The 18,287-nt window shown below is 67.6% G+C and carries 10 protein-coding genes; 6 read left to right on the top strand and 4 right to left on the bottom strand.

Annotation, left to right across the window (positions count from 1 at the left end):
- Positions 1–46: 46 nt before the first annotated feature.
- The gene (locus GW587_RS11000; RefSeq protein ID WP_207393433.1) at positions 47–5,128 is read right to left on the bottom strand and encodes an alpha-2-macroglobulin family protein; all 5,082 of its coding nucleotides are present in this window, start codon (positions 5,126–5,128) and stop codon (positions 47–49) included.
- Between the two features lie 120 nt (positions 5,129–5,248).
- On the opposite strand from GW587_RS11000, the gene GW587_RS10995 reads away from it, so the two are divergent.
- The gene (locus GW587_RS10995) at positions 5,249–7,411 is read left to right on the top strand and encodes a TonB-dependent receptor (protein WP_166102322.1); all 2,163 of its coding nucleotides are present in this window, start codon (positions 5,249–5,251) and stop codon (positions 7,409–7,411) included.
- A gap of 25 nt (positions 7,412–7,436) precedes the next feature.
- Here GW587_RS10995 and GW587_RS10990 read toward each other — a convergent pair whose 3' ends face one another.
- The 3 genes from GW587_RS10990 to GW587_RS30985 form a co-directional block, all read right to left on the bottom strand.
- Positions 7,437–7,628 (bottom strand): hypothetical protein, encoded by a 192-nt coding sequence (locus tag GW587_RS10990; protein ID WP_166102321.1) that lies wholly within the window; start codon positions 7,626–7,628, stop codon positions 7,437–7,439.
- 87 nt (positions 7,629–7,715) lie between these two features.
- Positions 7,716–7,982 (bottom strand): hypothetical protein, encoded by a 267-nt coding sequence (locus GW587_RS10985; RefSeq protein WP_166102318.1) that lies wholly within the window; start codon positions 7,980–7,982, stop codon positions 7,716–7,718.
- A gap of 28 nt (positions 7,983–8,010) precedes the next feature.
- Positions 8,011–10,254 (bottom strand): glycosyltransferase family 4 protein, encoded by a 2,244-nt coding sequence (locus GW587_RS30985; RefSeq protein WP_207393432.1) that lies wholly within the window; start codon positions 10,252–10,254, stop codon positions 8,011–8,013.
- A gap of 215 nt (positions 10,255–10,469) precedes the next feature.
- Between GW587_RS30985 and GW587_RS10970 the strand changes: the two genes are divergently transcribed.
- The 5 genes from GW587_RS10970 (at position 10,470) to GW587_RS10950 (ending at position 18,256) form a co-directional block, all read left to right on the top strand.
- Positions 10,470–11,594 (top strand): polysaccharide biosynthesis/export family protein, encoded by a 1,125-nt coding sequence (locus GW587_RS10970; protein ID WP_229259391.1) that lies wholly within the window; start codon positions 10,470–10,472, stop codon positions 11,592–11,594.
- Positions 11,595–11,642: 48 nt separating this feature from the next.
- Positions 11,643–13,907: a polysaccharide biosynthesis tyrosine autokinase gene (locus GW587_RS10965; RefSeq protein ID WP_166102314.1), complete on the top strand. Its 2,265-nt coding sequence runs from the start codon at positions 11,643–11,645 to the stop codon at positions 13,905–13,907.
- A 27-nt stretch (positions 13,908–13,934) separates the two neighbouring features.
- Complete coding sequence (locus GW587_RS10960) at positions 13,935–15,056, top strand: GNAT family N-acetyltransferase (RefSeq protein WP_166102311.1); 1,122 nt, start codon at positions 13,935–13,937, stop codon at positions 15,054–15,056.
- Positions 15,057–15,089: 33 nt separating this feature from the next.
- Positions 15,090–16,754 carry a GMC oxidoreductase gene (locus GW587_RS10955; protein WP_166102308.1) on the top strand — a complete coding sequence of 555 codons (1,665 nt, stop codon included), beginning with the start codon at positions 15,090–15,092 and terminating at the stop codon, positions 16,752–16,754.
- A 128-nt stretch (positions 16,755–16,882) separates the two neighbouring features.
- Positions 16,883–18,256: an undecaprenyl-phosphate glucose phosphotransferase gene (locus GW587_RS10950; RefSeq protein WP_166102305.1), complete on the top strand. Its 1,374-nt coding sequence runs from the start codon at positions 16,883–16,885 to the stop codon at positions 18,254–18,256.
- Positions 18,257–18,287 lie beyond the last annotated feature (31 nt).

Here is an 18,287-nt window from a genome sequence, read left to right as displayed (position 1 = left end):
GGCACGCCGGCGGCCGCGGAACGTGCGTCCTGCCCATCCATCGCGCCTACTTCCCTGCTCCCGCCGGGTCGACCACGTTGACCGGCTCGCCGGCCGGACCATAGGCGCGAATGCCTGGACGGTACATGTCTTCGGCGAAGGTGCCCGGCACGTTGAAGCGTCCCGGCGTCACCACCCGCAGCATGTAGAACAGCCGGATCGGATTGCCATCCAGGCGCACCGCCGCGACAAAGCGGTCATCGCGGAACTCGATATGCTTGATGCGCTTGTCGGCCATGGCCTCCGCCAGGTTGACGCCTTCCACCGCGAACTCGCCCGCCTGCGGCCCCTGCGACAGATTCAGGTTCTCCACCTCCAAACCGGCCGGAATATGATCGACCACCATGCCATCGTTGATGACCTGCTTCGCCTTGGCGGTGACGCGCACCAGCAGCATGTCGCCAACCTTCAGGTTGCCGCCTTTCCACGGCTTGCCATCGGTGCCGAACCAGCTGCGCTCCAGCGTCATCTTCTCGGTGCTCGGCACCGGCAGCTTGAGCGGGAAGCCGCTGGCCTCGACCTCGACCCAGATCGGCGTCGTGCCCTTGTTGTCGATGGTGACGCCCTTGGCCGCCAGCGCCGGATCGATGCTGCGGATCTCGCTGGTTTTCGACGCCATGCCGGTATTGCCGTCGGCCGTCTTCAGCACCGCCTCCCAGCCCTCGCCGGCTGTTCCGCCGGCCGCGCGCGCCGCCAGGAACAGCGCGATGCGCTCCTGCGTCGAATAGTAACCGCGCGGCTTGCTCAGGCGCTCCGACACATTGGTCAGCAACAGCTCACGCTGCGGATGGTTGATCTGATGACGATGCAGCAGGCCGTAGCCCATCGCCAGATCGCGCACGTCGGTGCCGTAGTCGCCCAGCCAATCCCACTCCCAGCTCGGGTTGATGCCGTACGGGCGGGTCATGGCGTCGTTGATCGCCACCTCCGCACGCTTGGCGTCGCCCATCAGCTGCAGCGCGATACCGAGGTGGATCAACGGCAGCGGCGAGCGCGCACGGTCGCGGTACTGGTCGTGCAGCAGCCGCAGCGACGCCAGCGACGCCTTCTGCTCGCGCGCCAGCATGTAGCCGATGTGCGCCAGCTCGGCGAAGCGCTGATGGCTGTTGCGCAGCAGCTCGGCGTCGCGATAGTTGTAACGGCCGTCCGCATCCGGCTTGACGCCGGCCGGCAGCGCCGAGAACTGGCTGCCCGCGCCGTTCAGGCGCTCGACCATCCACTGCTGCGCGCGTTTGGTCATGGTCTCCGGCACATTGAAGCCGGCCTCGCGCGCATCCATCAGGAAGCTGGTGACATACGGCGTCAGCCAGCCCTCGTACTCGCCCGAGTCGCCCTTCCACAGGCGGAAGCCGCCGGCCTCGCCCTGCATGCCGGCGATGCGGCTGATCGCGCCTTCGACGAACTTGGCGCGCTCCTCGCGCGTGTGCGGCGCCAGGCCGACCGCCTTGGCGCTGGCCTCGTCGATGAAGACGTGCGGATAGGCCGCGCTGGTGGTCTGCTCCAGGCAGCCGTACGGATAGTCCAGCAACCCCTTGACGATGCTGCGCACATTCAGCGGCGGCTTGTTCGACACCGTCACGTTGAGCGTGGCCGAGCCACGGAAGAAGCGCTCCACCATGGCCGAATCGATCTTCTGGCTGGCGCCCGGCTCGATGCGCAGACGGCGCGCATCCTGCTCGCGCGCCACCGGCGGCTGGATCTGCAAGGCGAACTCGCGATGGATCACCACCGGCCTGGCGCCGCCGGACTTCACGTCCACCACCACCCGCGCCAGGCCGTAAGGCTCGGTCGGCTCGACCGCGAAGCGCAGCACCTTGCGCTGGCGGTTGGCCAGCTTCAGTTTGCGATCGCCTTCGCTCACCTTCAGCAGATTGTCGGAACTGAGTTTGATGTCGATATCCTGCTCGCCGCCCATCATATTGGTCACGTCCAGCGCGAACGTCGATTTATCGCCGGGACCGACGAAGCGCGGCATCGACAGCTCGGCCACGATCGGCGCCGACACCACCACCTCGCGCTCGGCGCTGCCGTAGGAATCGGCGGTCGCGGCCACCACCATCAGCCGCAGCGTGCCGTTGAAGTCGGGGATATCCAGCGGCACCTCGGCCTCGCCCTTGGCGTTCAGCTGCACCGGACCGGAGAAGAGGTCGACCAGCTTGACCTTCTTCGGCATGCTTTGCGTATCGCGCTTGCCGGCGTCGCCGCCCCATTTGATCTTGCCGGGCGTGCCGTCCATGCGCTCGATCAGCTTGCCGTAGATGTCGGTCAGCTCCGGGCCGAAGCGGTGTTTGCCGAAGAAGAAGTCGAACGGATCCGGCGACTTGAAGCTGGTGATGTTCAGGATGCCCACGTCCACCGCCGACACCGTGACCATCGCCGCCTTGCCGGCCGCGCCGTCCACCTTGACCTTGGCCACCATGCGCTTGTCCGGCACCACCTGCTGCGGCGCGGTCAGGCTGACCTTCAGCTTGCGCGACTCGCGCGCCAGCGGCAGCCACGTCATGCCGACGGCGCGCGCCGGCGTCACGCGGTCGCCCTGGCTGCCGGGACGGAACACCACGGTCGACACGTACATGTCCGAGCGGTTCCAGGCCTTGTCGACCGGGATCGTCACCGTGGTGCCGCCGGTGCTGACCGACACCCGCTTGCTCCACAGGACCTTGTCCGCCTCCACCATCACCAGCGCCTCGCCGTCGTGCGGCGGCATGATCTTCAGCTTGATGTCGTCGCCCGGCTTGGCCGGCGCACCCTCCAGTTGCAGCCGCACGCGGTCGGGACGATTGCCGATGTTCTCGGCGTCCTGCGCGTTCCAGCCGGCGTAGAAGCGGTAGCGCGCCACCAGCTTGGTCTGCGGATCGGTGACTTCCAGGCGATAGCGGCCCCACTCCACCGGTACGGTCAACTTGGAGCGTCCCTTGAGCGCCACCGCGCCGGCCTGCACCGCCTCCTCGGCTTCGGTGAAGCCCGAATGCCAGCCACGGTCGGCGTCGAAGCGCCAGTAGTATTGACGGTCCTCCTTGACCAGGCGGAACGCCACCTCGTTGAGCGGCGCGAACTTGCCGTCGGCGGTGACGCGTATCAGCTCGAATTCGGCCATGCTGCCTTCGCGCGTCACGTCGCTGTCGAACGCCGGCCGCACCGCGATCATGGCGTCGGCCGGCCACCAGACGCGCTCGATCGAGCGCACCACCGGACGGCCGCCCGATTCCAGCAGGCTCAGTGACGCACGCACCCGCATCGGCGAATCGGCATCGTTTTTGACCGGCACGCTGATCTCGGCCTTGCCGTTGTCGTCGAGCGTCTGCTCCGGCAACTCGGCGCGCTGTTTGGCGCTGTCGTCGTTGAAGTCACCGAAGATAAAGCCCGGCCACTCCTTCGGCAGCGGATTGCGGGCGCGCTCCTGCGCCACGCTGCCCAGCAGGCGGTTGCCGGAGGCGGGCGCGCCGTACAGATAATCGCCCTGCACCGCGACCGCGAAGGCATCGGCGTCTTTCTTCAACGGCCCGGTGTCGCTGGTCAGCGCGAGCTTCATGCGCTCCGGCAGGAACTCCTCGACCTGGAACTGGTAGATCGCGTCCGGCCGCCTGGCCGACGGATCGGCGCGGAACTCCAGGCTCCACTTGCCGGTCGCCGCATCCGCCGGCAGATCGATGCGCTGCTGCAGATAGCCCGGCGTCCTGGCGTTCGGCTGCCAGACCACGGTGCTGACCACGTCGCCGCCCGGCTTCTTCAACTCCACCTTGACCGGCAGCGGCGCCAGCGCCGTGCCGTCGGCGCTGCGCGCCAGCAGCGACACGGTGAACTTCTCGCCCGGCCGGTACAGATCGCGGCCCGACCACGGGAACAGCTTGACGTCGCGCGGCAGGTGGCCGCCGATGTCGAATTCGGCCAGGTCCAGGCCCGGCTCGTGCAGCACCACCACCGACATTTCCTTGTCGCGTTTCGCCAGCAGCAGCTGGGCGCCGTCCGGCAGGCCGGGCAGCACGCCGTGGCCGTCGCCGTCCGCCTTGCCGTGCAAGAGCACCTTGCCGCCCTCGCCCAGCACTTCCAGTTCCAGCCCGCCCAGCGCCTTGCCGGTCTTGAGCGAGGTGACGAAGACGTCGGTCTGCTTGACCTGGCGCCGCACGTGCAGGCCGATGTCGCTGACGTAGAAATAGGTGACCTGGTAGTCGTTGTCGAAGAAGCCGGGGCGGCGCATCACCGCCACGTACACGCCGGGTTCCTTCAGCTCATTGATCTTCTCGACCGGCAGGAAACTGGTCTTGCGGCTGTTCTTCACTTCGTTGGTGACGAAGCGGTTGGAGTACACGCTGTCGGCGATGCCTTGCAGGCTATTGAGCTGCCATCCCGAGGTCTGTCCCTTGAGCTGGTTGCGGTTGCTCCAGTAATTGAAATAGCCGTCGCCCTCCTCCTCGTCCTCGCCCTCATGGTTGCGGCGGCCCTGCACCAGGTCGAAGAACTTGGCCATCTTGCCCGGCGCGACACGCAGGAATTCGACGTCGACCTCCGGAATATTCACTGTGACCACCGGCAGGCCGCCGTTCAGGCCGGCCGGCAGCACCGTGCCTTTGCTGGCGAAGAAGAAGGATGGCGACATCGCGTCGCTCAGCACATCACACTGGTGCGCGGCGCTCAGCTTGCGGCCGCCGTCGGCGGCCAGCGCCGGCCCGACCTTGATGCTGTAGCGGTGGCCAGGTTTCACAAACGGGAACACCAGCACGCGCGGATTGTCGGCGGCCACCCAGGCGCCCTTGACCACGCTGGCGGCTTCGGCGGCGGCGGGCGCCGGCTTCTTCTCGCCCGGCGCGGCCATGCTCTCGCCCAGGTCGGAGACTTCGATCAGCTGGTCGAGCGCCTGGCCCTCGCCGACCGGCGCGGAGAACGTCAGCGCCAACGCCGGCCGGTCCTCGTGCAGGCGCGCCTGGCAACTGTTGACGGCGAACGGCGCGTTCGGATTGGCGATCACGGCGTCGCCGGCGACGCTGCGCGGCGGCCCCTTCTTGCTCACCCACCAGGCGCCGGCGGCGCCCGCCGCCACCACCGCAGCCACCACCAGCCCGATCGCCGCCTTCCGGTTCATCCCCGCCATGATTTTCCTTGTTTTAATGCCAATTGCCAATAATAACAGATTACCTTTATCCCATTGGGGGGTGGTCAGGCCATCCGAATTGAATGATAATAGCAATCATTATCATTTAAAGAAGCCGCCATGCATCCTGTTTTGAAGCCTTTGACCGTGTGTGTCCTGTCCGCGCTGTACGCCCTGCCCTCGCAAGCCCAAACCGCCGCCGAAGCCCCCGTCCAGACCGTCGTCATCAACGCCAGCGCCGACGCGTCCGCCGGCGGCCTGTCGAAAACCTTCGGCGGCGGCCAGGTGGCCAAGGGCGGCCGCGTCGGCCTGCTGGGCAATATGGAGAGCATGGACACGCCGTTCAACAGCACCAACTACACGCAGCAATTCATCCAGGACCAGCAGGCCCACAGCGTGGCCGACGTGCTGCAAAGCGATCCGGGCGTCCGCGTCGCGCGCGGCTTCGGCAATTACCAGGAGCTGTACGTGATTCGCGGCTTCCCGGTCAATTCCGACGAGCTGGCGTACAACGGCTTGTACGGCGTGCTGCCGCGCCAGTACATCGCGGCCGAGCTGCTGGAACGGGTCGAAGTCTTCCGTGGCGCCAGTACCTTCCTCAACGGCGCCTCGCCGGGCGGCGGCGGCATCGGCGGCGCCATCAACCTGCTGCCGAAGCGCGCGCCCAACCAGGCGCTGACCGAAGTCAGCGCCGGCCTGCAGACCGGCAGGCAGACCTACCTGGCCACCGACATCGCGCGCCGCTTCGGCGACGACCACCGCATCGGCGTGCGCGTCAACGCGGTGCAGCGCAAGGGCGGCACCGGCATCGACAACGAAGACCGCGACCTGCAACTGGCCGCCATCGGCGCCGACTACCGCGGCCGCGGCTTCCGCCTGTCGGCCGACCTGGGCTGGCAGGACAGCAAGCTGTATCGCGGCCGGCCGGCGGTCAACGTCGCGGCCGGACTGGCCGTGCCTTCGGCGCCGGACGGCAAAGCCAACTTCGGCCAGCCGTGGGACTTCTCCAGCGAACGCGATGTGTTCAGCACCTTGCGCGGCGAATGGGATGTGGCCAGGGACGTGGTGGCGTGGGCGTCGTACGGCAACCGTCGCGGCCATGAGCTGAACCGCCTGGCCAGCACGCTGAACCTGGCCACGGCGGCCGGCGCCGGCACCATCCGCCGCTTCGACAATGCGCGCGTGGACCATATCAACACCGGTGAACTGGGCCTGCGCGCCGCCGTGCGCACCGGCCCGGTCAGCCACAAGCTGGCCTTGACCGCGACCGGCTTCGACCTCGATTCGCGCAACGCCTACGCCACCTCGGCGTACCAGAACACGTCGCTGTACAACCCGCCGGCGCTGGCCTTGCCGACCCTGACCACCTTCGGCAACAACCTGAACGACCCGCGCACCACCAACAAGCTGACGCTGGTCAGCCAGGCGCTGGCCGACAGCATCGGCTTCCTCGACGACAGCGTGCTGGTGACGGTCGGCGTGCGCCACCAGAACATCAGGCAGGTCGGCTACGCCTACAACACCAACAAGCAAAGCTCCTACTACAGCGAAGGCGCCAACTCGCCGATCGCCGCCATCGTCTACAAGGTGGCGCCGACCGTGTCGCTGTACGCCAATTACATCGAAGCCTTGCAGCAGGGCCCGGTGGCCGGCACCACCGCCGTCAACATCGGCGAGATCTTCGCGCCCTACACTTCGCGCCAGCGTGAGGTCGGCGTCAAGTACGACGGCGGCCGCTTCGGCGCCAACGCCGCCGTGTTCAGCACCAGCCAGCCGCAAGGCGTGCTGAATCCCGCCACCAAGGTGTTCGGCATCGACGGCGAGCAGCGTAATCGCGGCGTCGAGCTGTCGGCCTTCGGCGAACCGGTGCGCGGCTTGCGCGTGCTGGGCGGCGTCACCTTGCTCGATGCCACGCAGCGGAAGACCGCCGGCGGCCTGACCGACGGCAAGGATGTGATCGGCGTGCCGGACCTGCAGGCCAATGTGGGCCTGGACTGGGACGTGCCGGGCGTGCGCGGCTTCAGCGTCTCGGCGCGGGCGCTGCATACGGCGTCGCAGGCGGTCAACGCGGCCAACACCCAGAACCTGCCGTCGTGGAACCGCCTTGACGCCAGCGCGCGCTACCACTTCGACGTGGACGGCCACGGCGTCACGCTGCGCCTGAGGGTCGACAACCTGACCGACAAGAGCTACTGGGCGTCGGCCGGCGGCTCGCAAGGCTCCGGCTATCTGGTGCTCGGCGCGCCGCGCACCTTCGCGCTGACGGCCAGCACCGAGTTCTGATCGCGCAAGGCGGACATCGCGCCGTCTACGAGGCTTCGGGAACGATCATTTCCCGATACGTCACCCAGCCGCTAGGGCTACGCGCATCGCGCACATAGACAATCATCGATCGTCCGGAAAACAGGAATGGTTGGCCGGCCGCGCGTTTCGGCCGGCCGCTGACGCTGAACTTCGCCACCATCACCGTCAAGATGGCGGGAAGTCTACGGAAGTTCATGAGTACCTCAATGTCAACGCGGCGCGATCGGCCGCAGGTTGGCCACGCGCACGCAGCCCTCCTGGCACAGATACAGCGCCGACGGCGTCAGGTCTTGGGCCGGCCGTAAGCGTTGGAAAAGCGGAACTTGCGTCGTCGGTCGCCCATCATGTCGCGCAGGGTGCTCAGACTCAGGCCGCTGACCTCGTGCATGCGGATCAGCACCGCGCCGCCGACCGGCAGGCGGCTATGCCGCATCTTGCTGATCATCGGCGGCGCCACCTGCAGCGCGCGCGACAGGTCGGCGTCGGTCCTGAGTTGAAGATGGCTGATCATGCTGTCCAGCAGATTACCGGGATTGTAGGGTGTAGCCATGGCTGTCTCTCCTTGAGGGGTGAAAATGCTAATGGCCGGCCAATGCCGAGCCGATGCCGGAACTGAGGCGGGTCGCCATTTCGTCGACCGTGTACTTGCCGGCGCTGTGGCGCGCGCCGGCGCTGAGCAACGCCAGTTCCGAAGGCGCGCGCAGCACTTTGACGATGGCGGCGGCGTACACCGCCACATCGTTCTCCGTCATCACGCCGTTGACGCCGTTCTCCAGATAGGCGATCTCCGGCGAATGCAAGCCGCAATCGGTGGTGAACATCGGTTTGCCGCTTGAAAATGAATCCAGGATGCCCAGCCCGACCAGCCCGGGATTCAGCATCAATTCGGCGAGCGACATGGCGATCGCCTTGTCCTTGCCCTGCAGCGCGCCGAGCACGAAAATCCATGGATGCTCGGCGCTGGCGGCGTCGATCAGCGCCTGTTCCGGCCCGGCGCCGACGATCAGCAGCTGGAAATCGGGGATATGCTGCCGCACTTCGAGCGCGGACTCGATCAGGAACTCCAGCCGCTTCTCCTTGTACAACGAGCCCAGATAAATGGCGGCCGGGCCGTCGCCCAGACCCAGCTCGCCGCGCCGCAGCGCTAGTTCGTCGGCGTCGATCGCCCGCACCAGCGCGGTCATGGCGCTGGTGTCGATGGCGTTGCGGACCACCGTGGTGCGCGCGGCGGGGAAGCCGGCGCGGGCGATCAGCGAGGCGCTGATGTCGGTGTAGGCGAACCACCAGTCGGCCTTGTTGACGGTCCAGCGCTTGAAGCGCTCCTTCCAGCCGTCCGGGTGCTCCGATTGCAGGTTGGCGCCGTGGCCCCAGAACGCCAGCCGCGCCGGGCGCCGTACGAACATCAGCCACAGGTTGTAGAGAATCTTATTTTCATGCATGACGATCACGATGTCGGCCTGGCGCGCATAGTCGCCATACGGTTGCCAGCACAAGCGGTGGTTCATGAAGTAGCGGGTCGGGATGGTGATGCTCCACTCCAGATGCGCTTCGTTGCGCTTGAGCTTTTCCGCCGGCGTGCCCTCGCCCACCAGCAGCTGCAGCTCGATCCCCTGCGCGTTCAGCACCTCGTGCAGCCTGCGGTAGAAGCCGACCCGGTACTGCAGCAGCTGGCGCTCGACGATCAGCACCCGGGGCCGCGAGCGATAGATGCCGTCCGGGCGGCGCTGCGCCTGCTGCCGCTGCGCGGCGCGGCGGCACGCGTGCGCCATCCCCGCCGCCGCGCCGGCGTAGGTGTAGTCGGCCACCAGTTGCCGCGATCGCTCGGAAAAGCGCTGGTACAAGGCGTCGTCCCGCAGCAGCTCCGCCGCGCGGTCGGCCCAGCGCTCGACATCGAGTTCATCGACGTAGCCGTTCTCGCCGTCGCGCACCAACTCGCCGGAGGCGCCGGCGGCCGGCGTGGCCAGCACCGGCAGCCCGGCCGCACAGGCCTCGTTGACCACCACGCCCCACGGATCCCAGCGGGTCGGGAACACGAACAGGCGCGCGCTGCGATACAGCGCGGGCAAGGCTTGCTGCGTGGCGAAGCCGGCGAATTCGACCTCGATCAAGCCGGGGTAGCAGGCGGCGGCGGCGCGCAGCAGCGGCAGTTGCTCGCCGCTGCCGACCATCAGCAGCCGCATGCAGCGCCCGGCACGCTTGGCCAGCTCCACGCCCAGGTCGAGCACGAACATCGGATTCTTGACCGCCTCCAGCCGGCCGCAGAACATCAGGTCATAACGCGGCGGCGCCGGCTCCAGCTGGTATGCCTGGTTGTCGACGCACAGGCGCGAGGTGAAGCGGTGCGCGTGCGACAGGCCGTAGCTGTCGAACAGCGCGTGGCCGCCGGCGCTGGCGGCGACGAACGCCTGGCTACGGGCGTACACCCGGCGCCGCACCCAGCGGTGCACTGCGGTCAGCGTGCGCTCCGATTCCAGCGTGCCGTCGGTCATGCTGACATGGGCGACGCCGTTGCGCCGGCAATACATCCAGGCGTAGAGGTGAGTCGGATTGAAGCCGTCGGTCACCACCACGTCCGGCTGGTAGCGGCGCAGCGCGGCGATCACGTCGAAATTGCTGTGGATATAGCGCTTGCGCCACACCACGAAGCAGCGCCGCAGCGTGGTCTGCGCGGTGCGCAGCGGCGGATAGTCCCACTCGCGGTTCGGCTCGCGCTCGACGCAGCTGAAGACATGGACATCCACCTCCGGCAGCTCGGACAATTCGGAAAAGACCGGCGTCCGGTACGGCGCCAGGGTGTTGGTGACGATAGCGATTTTCAGCATGGAATCCTCTCAGGCCAAGATGGCACACTTGCCAACCGCCATTGAATACCACACAGGCAAACACGGTTTGCTAACTGTCACAAAAGCATGGCATTCACGCGTTAACGCAACAGCCCGCCTCTTGTTTTTGCACTCTCGTTTATTGTTGTGACAATGCTCAAATCCTCGGCGCACGAAGGTTTTAATCTGCATCAAACGCCATGCGAGGAAATGTCATGTCTTATTGCGTCACATCTAATTTAGCACTCGTTGGCCGCGGCATCGCGATGCTGGCCGGCATAGTTGTTTTGAGCTCCTGCGCCACCCGAAACGTCGCCGACGGCCGCACCGGCGTCGACACCGCGCTGCCCACGGTGCCGGTGATGATCACCGCCGACCTGGTGGCCAGCCAGAAGATTCAGCGCCGGCGCGACGGCGTGCAGGATATCGCGCCGCTGACCGCGCCGGCCGCGGCGTACACCATCGGCGCCGGCGACATCCTGGCGATCCTGGTGTGGGGCCATCCGGAGCTGTCGGCCGCCACGCTGAATGCGCAAAGCCCGTTGATCAGCGCCGCCGAACAGGCGGCCGCCGCCGCCGCGCCGCAAGGCTTCGTGGTCAGCGAACAGGGCACGATCCAGTTTCCCTTCGCCGCCAACCTGGCGGTGGCCGGCCTGACCGAATTGCAGGCGCGCGACCTGCTGGCCAGGCAGCTGGCGCCGGTCATCAACCGGCCCAACGTCACGCTGCGGGTGCAGGCCTTCCGCAGCCAGCGCATCTATGTCGACGGCGAGGTCAAGGCGCCGGGGGTGCAGGTGATCAACGACATCCCGATGACGCTGACCGAGGCGATCAACCGCGCCGGCGGCGTCACCCCCACCGGCGACCAGAGCCAGCTGTCCATCGTGCGCGCCGGCCAGCGCTACCGCATCGACCTGCCGGCGCTGGTGCAGCATGGCGAGGATCCGAACCGCATCATGCTGCGCAACGGCGACGTGCTGCGGGTGCAGGCGCTCGACGAGAGCAAGGTGTTCGTCAGCGGCGAAGTGGTGACGCCGAAGGCGCTGCTGATGCACAGCGGCCGGCTGTCGCTGAACGAGGCGATCGGCGAGGCCGGCGGCATCAATCCGCTGACCGGCGACGCGCGCCGCGTGTTCGTGGTGCGGCGCGGCCAGGGCCCGATCGAGTTGTATCAGCTAGACGCGCGCGACACCGGCGCGCTGGCGATCGCCGAAAGCTTCGAGCTGGCGCCGCGCGACCTGGTGTTCGTCGACGCCACCGGCCTGGCCAACTGGCACCGCACGCTCAGCATGATGATCCCCGGTTCGCTGACCTCCGCCGTCAGCGCCGGCAAGCAGTAAGCCCGCTCGGCCCGCCCCTCCCGCAACCCAAGCACCGATAGGACCGCCATGACCCCTTTCAGCCGAAGCGTGCAAGCGCGTCGCGAAATCCAGCCACCGGCCATGCTGCAGCCGGCGGCGCCGCTGCCGCATTATGAAGAAGAAATCGAACTGGCGAGCTATCTGCAGATACTCGTCGACCAGCGCTGGCGCATGGCGCTGATCATGGTGCTGTGCCTGCTGGGCGGCGCGGTGCACGCGCTGCTGTCGGCGCCGGTGTATGAAGCGACGATGCTGATCCACGTCGAAGAGGACCAGCCGAACAACAACACCAAGAACATGATCGGCGAGATTTCCGCGATGTTCGACGTCAAGGCGGCGGCGATCTCGGAGATGGAGTTGATCAAGTCGCGCATGGTGATCGCCAAGTCGGTCGACAACCTCGGCCTGTACATCGACGCCACGCCGAAGTATTTTCCGGTGATCGGCGCCGCCATCGCGCGCTACAACCGCAAGCTGTCCACGCCCGGCCTGTTCGGCTACGGCGGCTACGCCTGGGGCGCGGAAGCGATCGACATCACCCGCTTCTACGTGCCGGACGCGCTGCAGAATTCCAGCTTCCAGTTGTTCGCCAACGGCGACGGCAAATTCCGCCTGAAGCAGGAGGCGGCGCGGATCGACGTCGCCGGCCGGGTCGGCGTGCCGCTGGCGCTGGATCTGCCGCAAGGCAAGCTGCTGCTGACGATCCAGCAGCTCGACGCCCTGCCCGGCACCGAATTCAGCCTGCGCTACATCCCCAAGCTGGCCGCGATCGAGCAGGTGCAGAAGGCGATGCTGGTGGCGGAGATCGGCAAGCAGTCGGGCCTGATCAGCGTCACCATGAGCGGCGCCGACGCCAAGGCCACCTACGACACGCTGACCACCATCGGCCGCGAATACCTGCACCAGAACGTCACCCGCAAGCTGGAGGAGGCGGAGAAATCGCTGGACTTCCTGGCCAAGCAACTGCCCGACATCAAGCAGCGGCTGGACGAATCGGAAAGCGCCTACTACCGCTTCCGCAACGAAAGCGGCACCATCGACCTCGGCGAGGAAAGCAAGATCAGCCTGCAGCAACTGGCGGCGGTCAAGGCGCGCCGCCTGGAGCTGCTGCAGAAGCGCGACGAACAGCTGGTCAGCTTCACCAGCGCCCATCCGGTGGTCGAATCGCTGGACAACCAGATCGCCCACCTCGACCGCGAGATCAGCCGCGCCACCCACCATATCCGCCAGCTGCCGATCCTGGAGCAGGAGCTGCTGCGCCTGAGCCGCGAAGTCAAGGTCAACACCGAGCTGTATAGCGCGCTGCTGAACTCGGCGCAGCAACTGCGGCTGGTCAAGGCCGGCAAGGTCAGCAACGTGCGCCTGATCGACATGCCGATGCTGCCCGAAAAACCGGCCAAGCCGAACCGCGGCACCATCATGGCGATCGCGGCGGCGATCGGCCTGTGCCTGGCGCTGGCGTCGGTGATGCTGAAACGGCTGCTGATCAAGGGCATCCAGACCCCGCGCGCCATCGAGCAGTTGCTGGGCTCGCGCGTGGTGTACGCCAACATCCCGCACAGCGGCACCCAGAAACGGCTGTACCGCAGCGCCGACAAGGACGGACACGGCCCGCTGCCGCTGCTGGCGACGCTGGCGCCGAGCGACCCGGCGATCGAAAGCCTGCGCTGCTTCCGCACCACGCTGCAGATCGGCATGCCGCACAACCGCAACAACGTGGTGCAGATCTGCGGCGCCACCGAGGGCCTGGGCAAGTCCTTCGTCTGCGCCAACCTGGCCGCCGTGCTGGCCTCCAGCGGCAAGCGGGTGCTGCTGATCGACGCCGACCTGCGCGGCGGCCAGCTGCACCGCTACTTCGAGCTGGAGCGCGGCATCGGCTTGAGCGAGACCATCGCCGGCGCGCTGACGCTGCAACAGGCGGCGCGCGACACCGCGATCGACGGCCTGAAGCTGCTGAGCACCGGCGCGCTGCCGCCGAATCCGGCCGAATTCCTGCTGCACCAGAACGTCGGCCTGCTGCTGGCGGTGGCCTCGATGACCTGGGACTACGTGCTGATCGACGTGCCGCCGCTGCTGACGGTGTCGGACGCGCTGGTGGTCGGCGCCCACGCCGGCGCGGTGTTCATCGTGGCGCGCGCCGGCCAGACCACCGACGACGACCTGAACGAATCGGTCAAGCGCCTCAACCACGCCGGCGTCGCGCCGCAGGGGGTGCTGTTCAACGACATGACGGTACGCGCCAGCGGGCCGCAACGCCTGGCCGCGCCGTCGGTGCCCACCCTGGTGCAATAGCGCCCGACTTTTTTAGATAGGAACATCATGTCAGCGATTATCGATAACCTGCAAGCGACCCACAGCGACACCCCGGACGTGCGCTGCTGGCACGGCCAGGTGCCCGACTGGGTCGGGCCGGCGCTGGAGCGCCTGTACGGCAACCTGTTTTCGTCGCTGCCGCAGTTCCGTCTCAGCCGGGGGCTGGAAGGCGCCCACACCTACGCGGTGTACCGCCGCGGCGAGCTGCTGACGCTGTTCGTGTTCGGCCTGCGCGACGGCGAGGTCGAACTGTACAACGAGGTGATCAGCCTGCGCGAGGACGAGATCGTCGACTTCGCGCGCTTCGTCTTCGCCGAATTCCCGGCGGCGCAGGTAGTCCGCCTGCGCGCGGTGCAGGTGGCGCGCGCGCCGCGCCGCTTCCCCAGCCAGCAGTACGACTACCTGGAGGACACCATCATCACCTTGCCGGCCGGCGCCGCCGCCTACACCGAGAGCCTGAGCAAGAACACCCGCCGCAACGTGCGCCGCTACAGCCAAGCGGTGACCGAGGAGCTGCCCGGCTTCCGCTTCAGCGTGGCGCTGGGCGCGGCGGCCGATCCGGCGCAGATCGACGCCGTGATCGCGCTCAACCACGCCCGCATGGCGGCCAAGAACAAGCAATCGATCATCGACGCCGCCGAGGCCTATCGCCTGCAAAGCCTGGTGCGCAGCTGCGGCCTGGTGGCGGTGGTGACCATCGACGGCCGCGTCTGCGCCGGCGCGATCAGCTACCGCGTCGGCGACAACTACTTCCTGATCGTGCTGGCGCACTCGCCCGAATACGACCGCTACAGCCTGGGCTTCCTGTGCTGCTACTGGACCATCTGCGCCTGCATCGAGCGCGGCGGCAAGGAATTCCACTTCCTGTGGGGCCGCTACGACTACAAGCGCAATTTCCTCGGCCAGTTGCGCCGGCTCGATCAGCTGCTGCTGTACCGCTCGCAGCTGGCGGTGGCGCGCCACGCCCGCCTCGCGCTGCGCACCTGGTACCGCGCGCAGCAGCGGCGCGCCATGCTGTGGCTGCAGCAGGCCAAGCAGCAGGACGGCGCCGCCGCGCGCTTCGCGCTCGGCCTGTACAACCTGGCGCGCCGCTGGCGCCAACGCCGCGCCCGCCATTCGGCGCTCTGACCTCCACCCCTCGTCCAGACAGGAAGACTTCCCATGTTCATCGACTCGCGCCAGCTCGACCCCGCCGCCCGGATCGACGCCACCGTCTGCATCATCGGCGGCGGCGTGGCCGGCCTCACCATCGCGTTGGAAATGGAACGGCTGGGGATCGCCACCTGCCTGCTCGAAAGCGGCGGCTTCCATCCCGACGACGCCACCCGCGACCTGTACCGGGGCAGCGACATCGGCCTGCCCTACCGCTTCGCCGACGGCTGCCGCAGCCGCTACCTGGGCGGCAGCAGCAATTGCTGGGGCGGCTGGTGCCGGCCGCTGGACGCCTGGGACTTCGCGGCGCGGCCGTGGATCCCGCACAGCGGCTGGCCGTTCGGCATCGAGGAACTGGCGCCCTACTATCTGCGCACCCACGCGGTGCTGCGGCTCGGGCCGCAGAACTACGCGCCGGACTACTGGGCCGCCGCGATCGACCGCGCCGACGTGCGGCGCCTGCCGCTCACCAGCGGCAAGGTGCGCGACACGATCTCGCAATTCAGCCCGCCGGTGCGCTTCGGCACGCTGTATCGGGGCGACCTGATGCGCTCGCAGCATGTGCGGGTGTATTTATGGGCCAACGCCACCGGCCTGACGGCGGCGCGCGACGGCAACAGCCTGCAACAGGTCGAGGCGGCGACGCTGGACGGCCGCAAGTTCAGCGTCAAGGCCAGGTTCTACGTGCTGGCCAGCGGCGGCATCGAGAACGCGCGGCTGCTGCTGGCGTCGAACGGCGTGCAGCGCGCCGGCCTGGGCAACGGCAACGACCTGGTCGGCCGCTACTTCATGGACCACCCGCGCATGCTGTCGGGCCGGGTCGATTTCCAGCCGGCGTGGCGCCGCAACAAGCTGTACGACATCAAATACCATTACCAGAACGCCGCCGTCGCCGCCGGCGGCACGCAGATCGCGGCGCAGCTGGCGCTGAGCGAACCGACGCTGGCCAGCGAAGGCCTGCTCAACGCGCGGGTGTGGTTTTGCTCCACCTTCCCCGGCGAAGGCAGCGCGGCGGCGGCGGCGCTGTTCCGCTACAAGCAGGCGGTGCTGAAGAAGGACCAGCCGGGCTGGCGGCCGCTGCAGGACGCCGCCATGATGGCGCGCCATCCGCTTGACACGCTGGGCTACGGCGTGACGCGGCTGCTGCAACCGCGTTGTCTGATCCGCGACGTGCGCTTCCAGGCCATCGTCGAACCGGAACCGGATCCGCGCAGCCGCGTCACCCTGTCGACCACCGAGCGCGACGCGCTGGGCATGCCGCGGGTGCGGGTCGACTGGCGCCTGGGCGGCAACGTGCAGCGCACCTTCGACCGCACGCTGGCCATCATCGGCGCCGAGCTGGAACGTTCCGGCGTCGCCAGCGTGACGCTGGACCCGCCGATCGAAGGCGGCGCCTGGCCCGCCAGCCTGGAACCGGAAGGCACCTGGCACCACATGGGCACCACCCGCATGCACGACTCGCCGCGCCACGGCGTGGTGGACCGGCATTGCCGCGTGCACGGCGTCGGTAATCTGTACGTCGCCGGCAGCTCGCTGTTTCCGACCGCCGGCGCCAACTTCCCGACCATCACGCTGACCGCGCTGGCGCTGCGGCTGGCCGACCATCTGGGCGCCGTCGCGCGTCACGCCGACGCCGCGCCGGCGCGCCGCCACAGCGCCGGCGTCATGGTGTGAAAACGGAAAATGATAGTCATCAAGGAAGCCTCCATATCGCTCTGCGGGGCGACGCTTTCCGATATGATTTATACAGTTTTCGCGGCGCCGAACAACCGAGATGTCCATAGAATATAACGGTCGATATCATGCGTATTCCCCTCCTTAACGACACCGAGCGGCTCGGCTTCGCGCTGCGGCTCGGCGACCTGGCGCTGCTCGGATTGGCCGGCCTCGGCGCCCTGCACTGGCAGGCCGACGGCGGCGCGGCGCCGGTGCAACTGACCTCGCTGTACGTCGGCGGCGCGCTGTCGCTGGCGCTGTTCCCCCGCTTCGGCATGTACCAGCTGGATGCGCCCGAGGCGCCGCCGACGCTGACGCTGCGGCTGGCGGCGGCGCTGTTGACGGTGATGGCCGGCGCCATGCTGTTCGCCGCGCTGCTGCACCCGACGGCGCGCCTGTCCGGCATGTGGCTGGCGCACTGGTTGATGCTGGCGCTGCCGGCGCTGCTGGCGCCGCACCTGGCGGCGCGCAACCTGAACTGGGCCAGCACCCGGGTGCTGGTGATCGGCAAGGGCGACGTCAGCCACGAACTGTACCGCCGCAACCGGCTGTGCAAGCGCCGCCCGTACCGCATCGACGCCTTCTGCATCACCGACGGCGCCGCCGGGCCGCAGGCCACCGGCATCGACTGCATCGCCGACACCGCGCTGATCCCCGACTATGTCGGCCGCCACGGCATCGACCAGATCTGGATCGCGCTGCCGCTGCGCGACGCCGGCGACATCGCGCGGCTGCAGCACCTGCTGCGCAACACCATGGTCGACATCCGCTGGCTGCAGGATGTGCGCGACCTGCAGATCCTGAACATCAATTGCCGCACGCTGTACGACTTCCCGGTGATGGACCTGAACTGCATGAAGCCCAGCGCCGCCAGCCATATCGAGAAATACATCTTCGACAAATGCTTCTCGCTGGCGGCGCTGGTGGTGTTCGCCCCGCTGATGCTGCTGATCGTCGCCGCCATCAAGCTCGATTCGCGTGGACCGGTGTTGTTCGTGCAGCCGCGCATCGGCCTGAACGGCCGCCAGTTCAAGGTGTTCAAGTTCCGCAGCATGCACCGCCACGAGCCGGGCGCCACGCTGCAGCAGGCGGCGCGCCAGGATGCCCGGGTCACGCGGGTCGGCCGCTTCCTGCGCCGCACCAGCCTGGACGAACTGCCGCAGTTCATCAACGTGCTGCTGGGCGACATGTCGGTGGTCGGGCCGCGGCCGCACGCGGTGTCGCACACCGAGATGTACAGCCGCCAGCTGGACGTCTACATGGTGCGCCACCGCGCCAAGCCCGGCATCACCGGCTGGGCCCAGATCAACGGCGCGCGCGGCGAGACCGATACGCTGGACAAGATGATCCGGCGGGTGCAGTTCGACCTCTATTACCTGCAACACTGGTCGTTGTGGATGGATATCCGCATCGTCCTGTGGACCGCCTGCAAAGGCTGGACCGGCAACAACGTCTATTGACGAACGCCGCACCGATTTTTAAACCCGGAGA

This window comes from Duganella aceris (assembly GCF_011090165.1).
Classification (GTDB): Bacteria; Pseudomonadota; Gammaproteobacteria; order Burkholderiales; family Burkholderiaceae_D; genus Rugamonas; species Rugamonas aceris.
Note: the sequence above shows the minus strand (reverse complement) of the source record. Positions and strands in the feature narration are given on the sequence as shown.

What these genes read in the sequence shown, in the direction of transcription:
- GW587_RS11000 (WP_207393433.1), bottom strand. Translation starts at nt 5,128, where the DNA reads ATGGCGGGGATGAACCGGAAGGCGGCGATCGGGCTGGTGGTGGCTGCG.
- GW587_RS10995 (WP_166102322.1), top strand. Translation starts at nt 5,249, where the DNA reads ATGCATCCTGTTTTGAAGCCTTTGACCGTGTGTGTCCTGTCCGCGCTG.
- GW587_RS10990 (WP_166102321.1), bottom strand. Translation starts at nt 7,628, where the DNA reads ATGAACTTCCGTAGACTTCCCGCCATCTTGACGGTGATGGTGGCGAAG.
- GW587_RS10985 (WP_166102318.1), bottom strand. Translation starts at nt 7,982, where the DNA reads ATGGCTACACCCTACAATCCCGGTAATCTGCTGGACAGCATGATCAGC.
- GW587_RS30985 (WP_207393432.1), bottom strand. Translation starts at nt 10,254, where the DNA reads ATGCTGAAAATCGCTATCGTCACCAACACCCTGGCGCCGTACCGGACG.
- GW587_RS10970 (WP_229259391.1), top strand. Translation starts at nt 10,470, where the DNA reads ATGTCTTATTGCGTCACATCTAATTTAGCACTCGTTGGCCGCGGCATC.
- GW587_RS10965 (WP_166102314.1), top strand. Translation starts at nt 11,643, where the DNA reads ATGACCCCTTTCAGCCGAAGCGTGCAAGCGCGTCGCGAAATCCAGCCA.
- GW587_RS10960 (WP_166102311.1), top strand. Translation starts at nt 13,935, where the DNA reads ATGTCAGCGATTATCGATAACCTGCAAGCGACCCACAGCGACACCCCG.
- GW587_RS10955 (WP_166102308.1), top strand. Translation starts at nt 15,090, where the DNA reads ATGTTCATCGACTCGCGCCAGCTCGACCCCGCCGCCCGGATCGACGCC.
- GW587_RS10950 (WP_166102305.1), top strand. Translation starts at nt 16,883, where the DNA reads ATGCGTATTCCCCTCCTTAACGACACCGAGCGGCTCGGCTTCGCGCTG.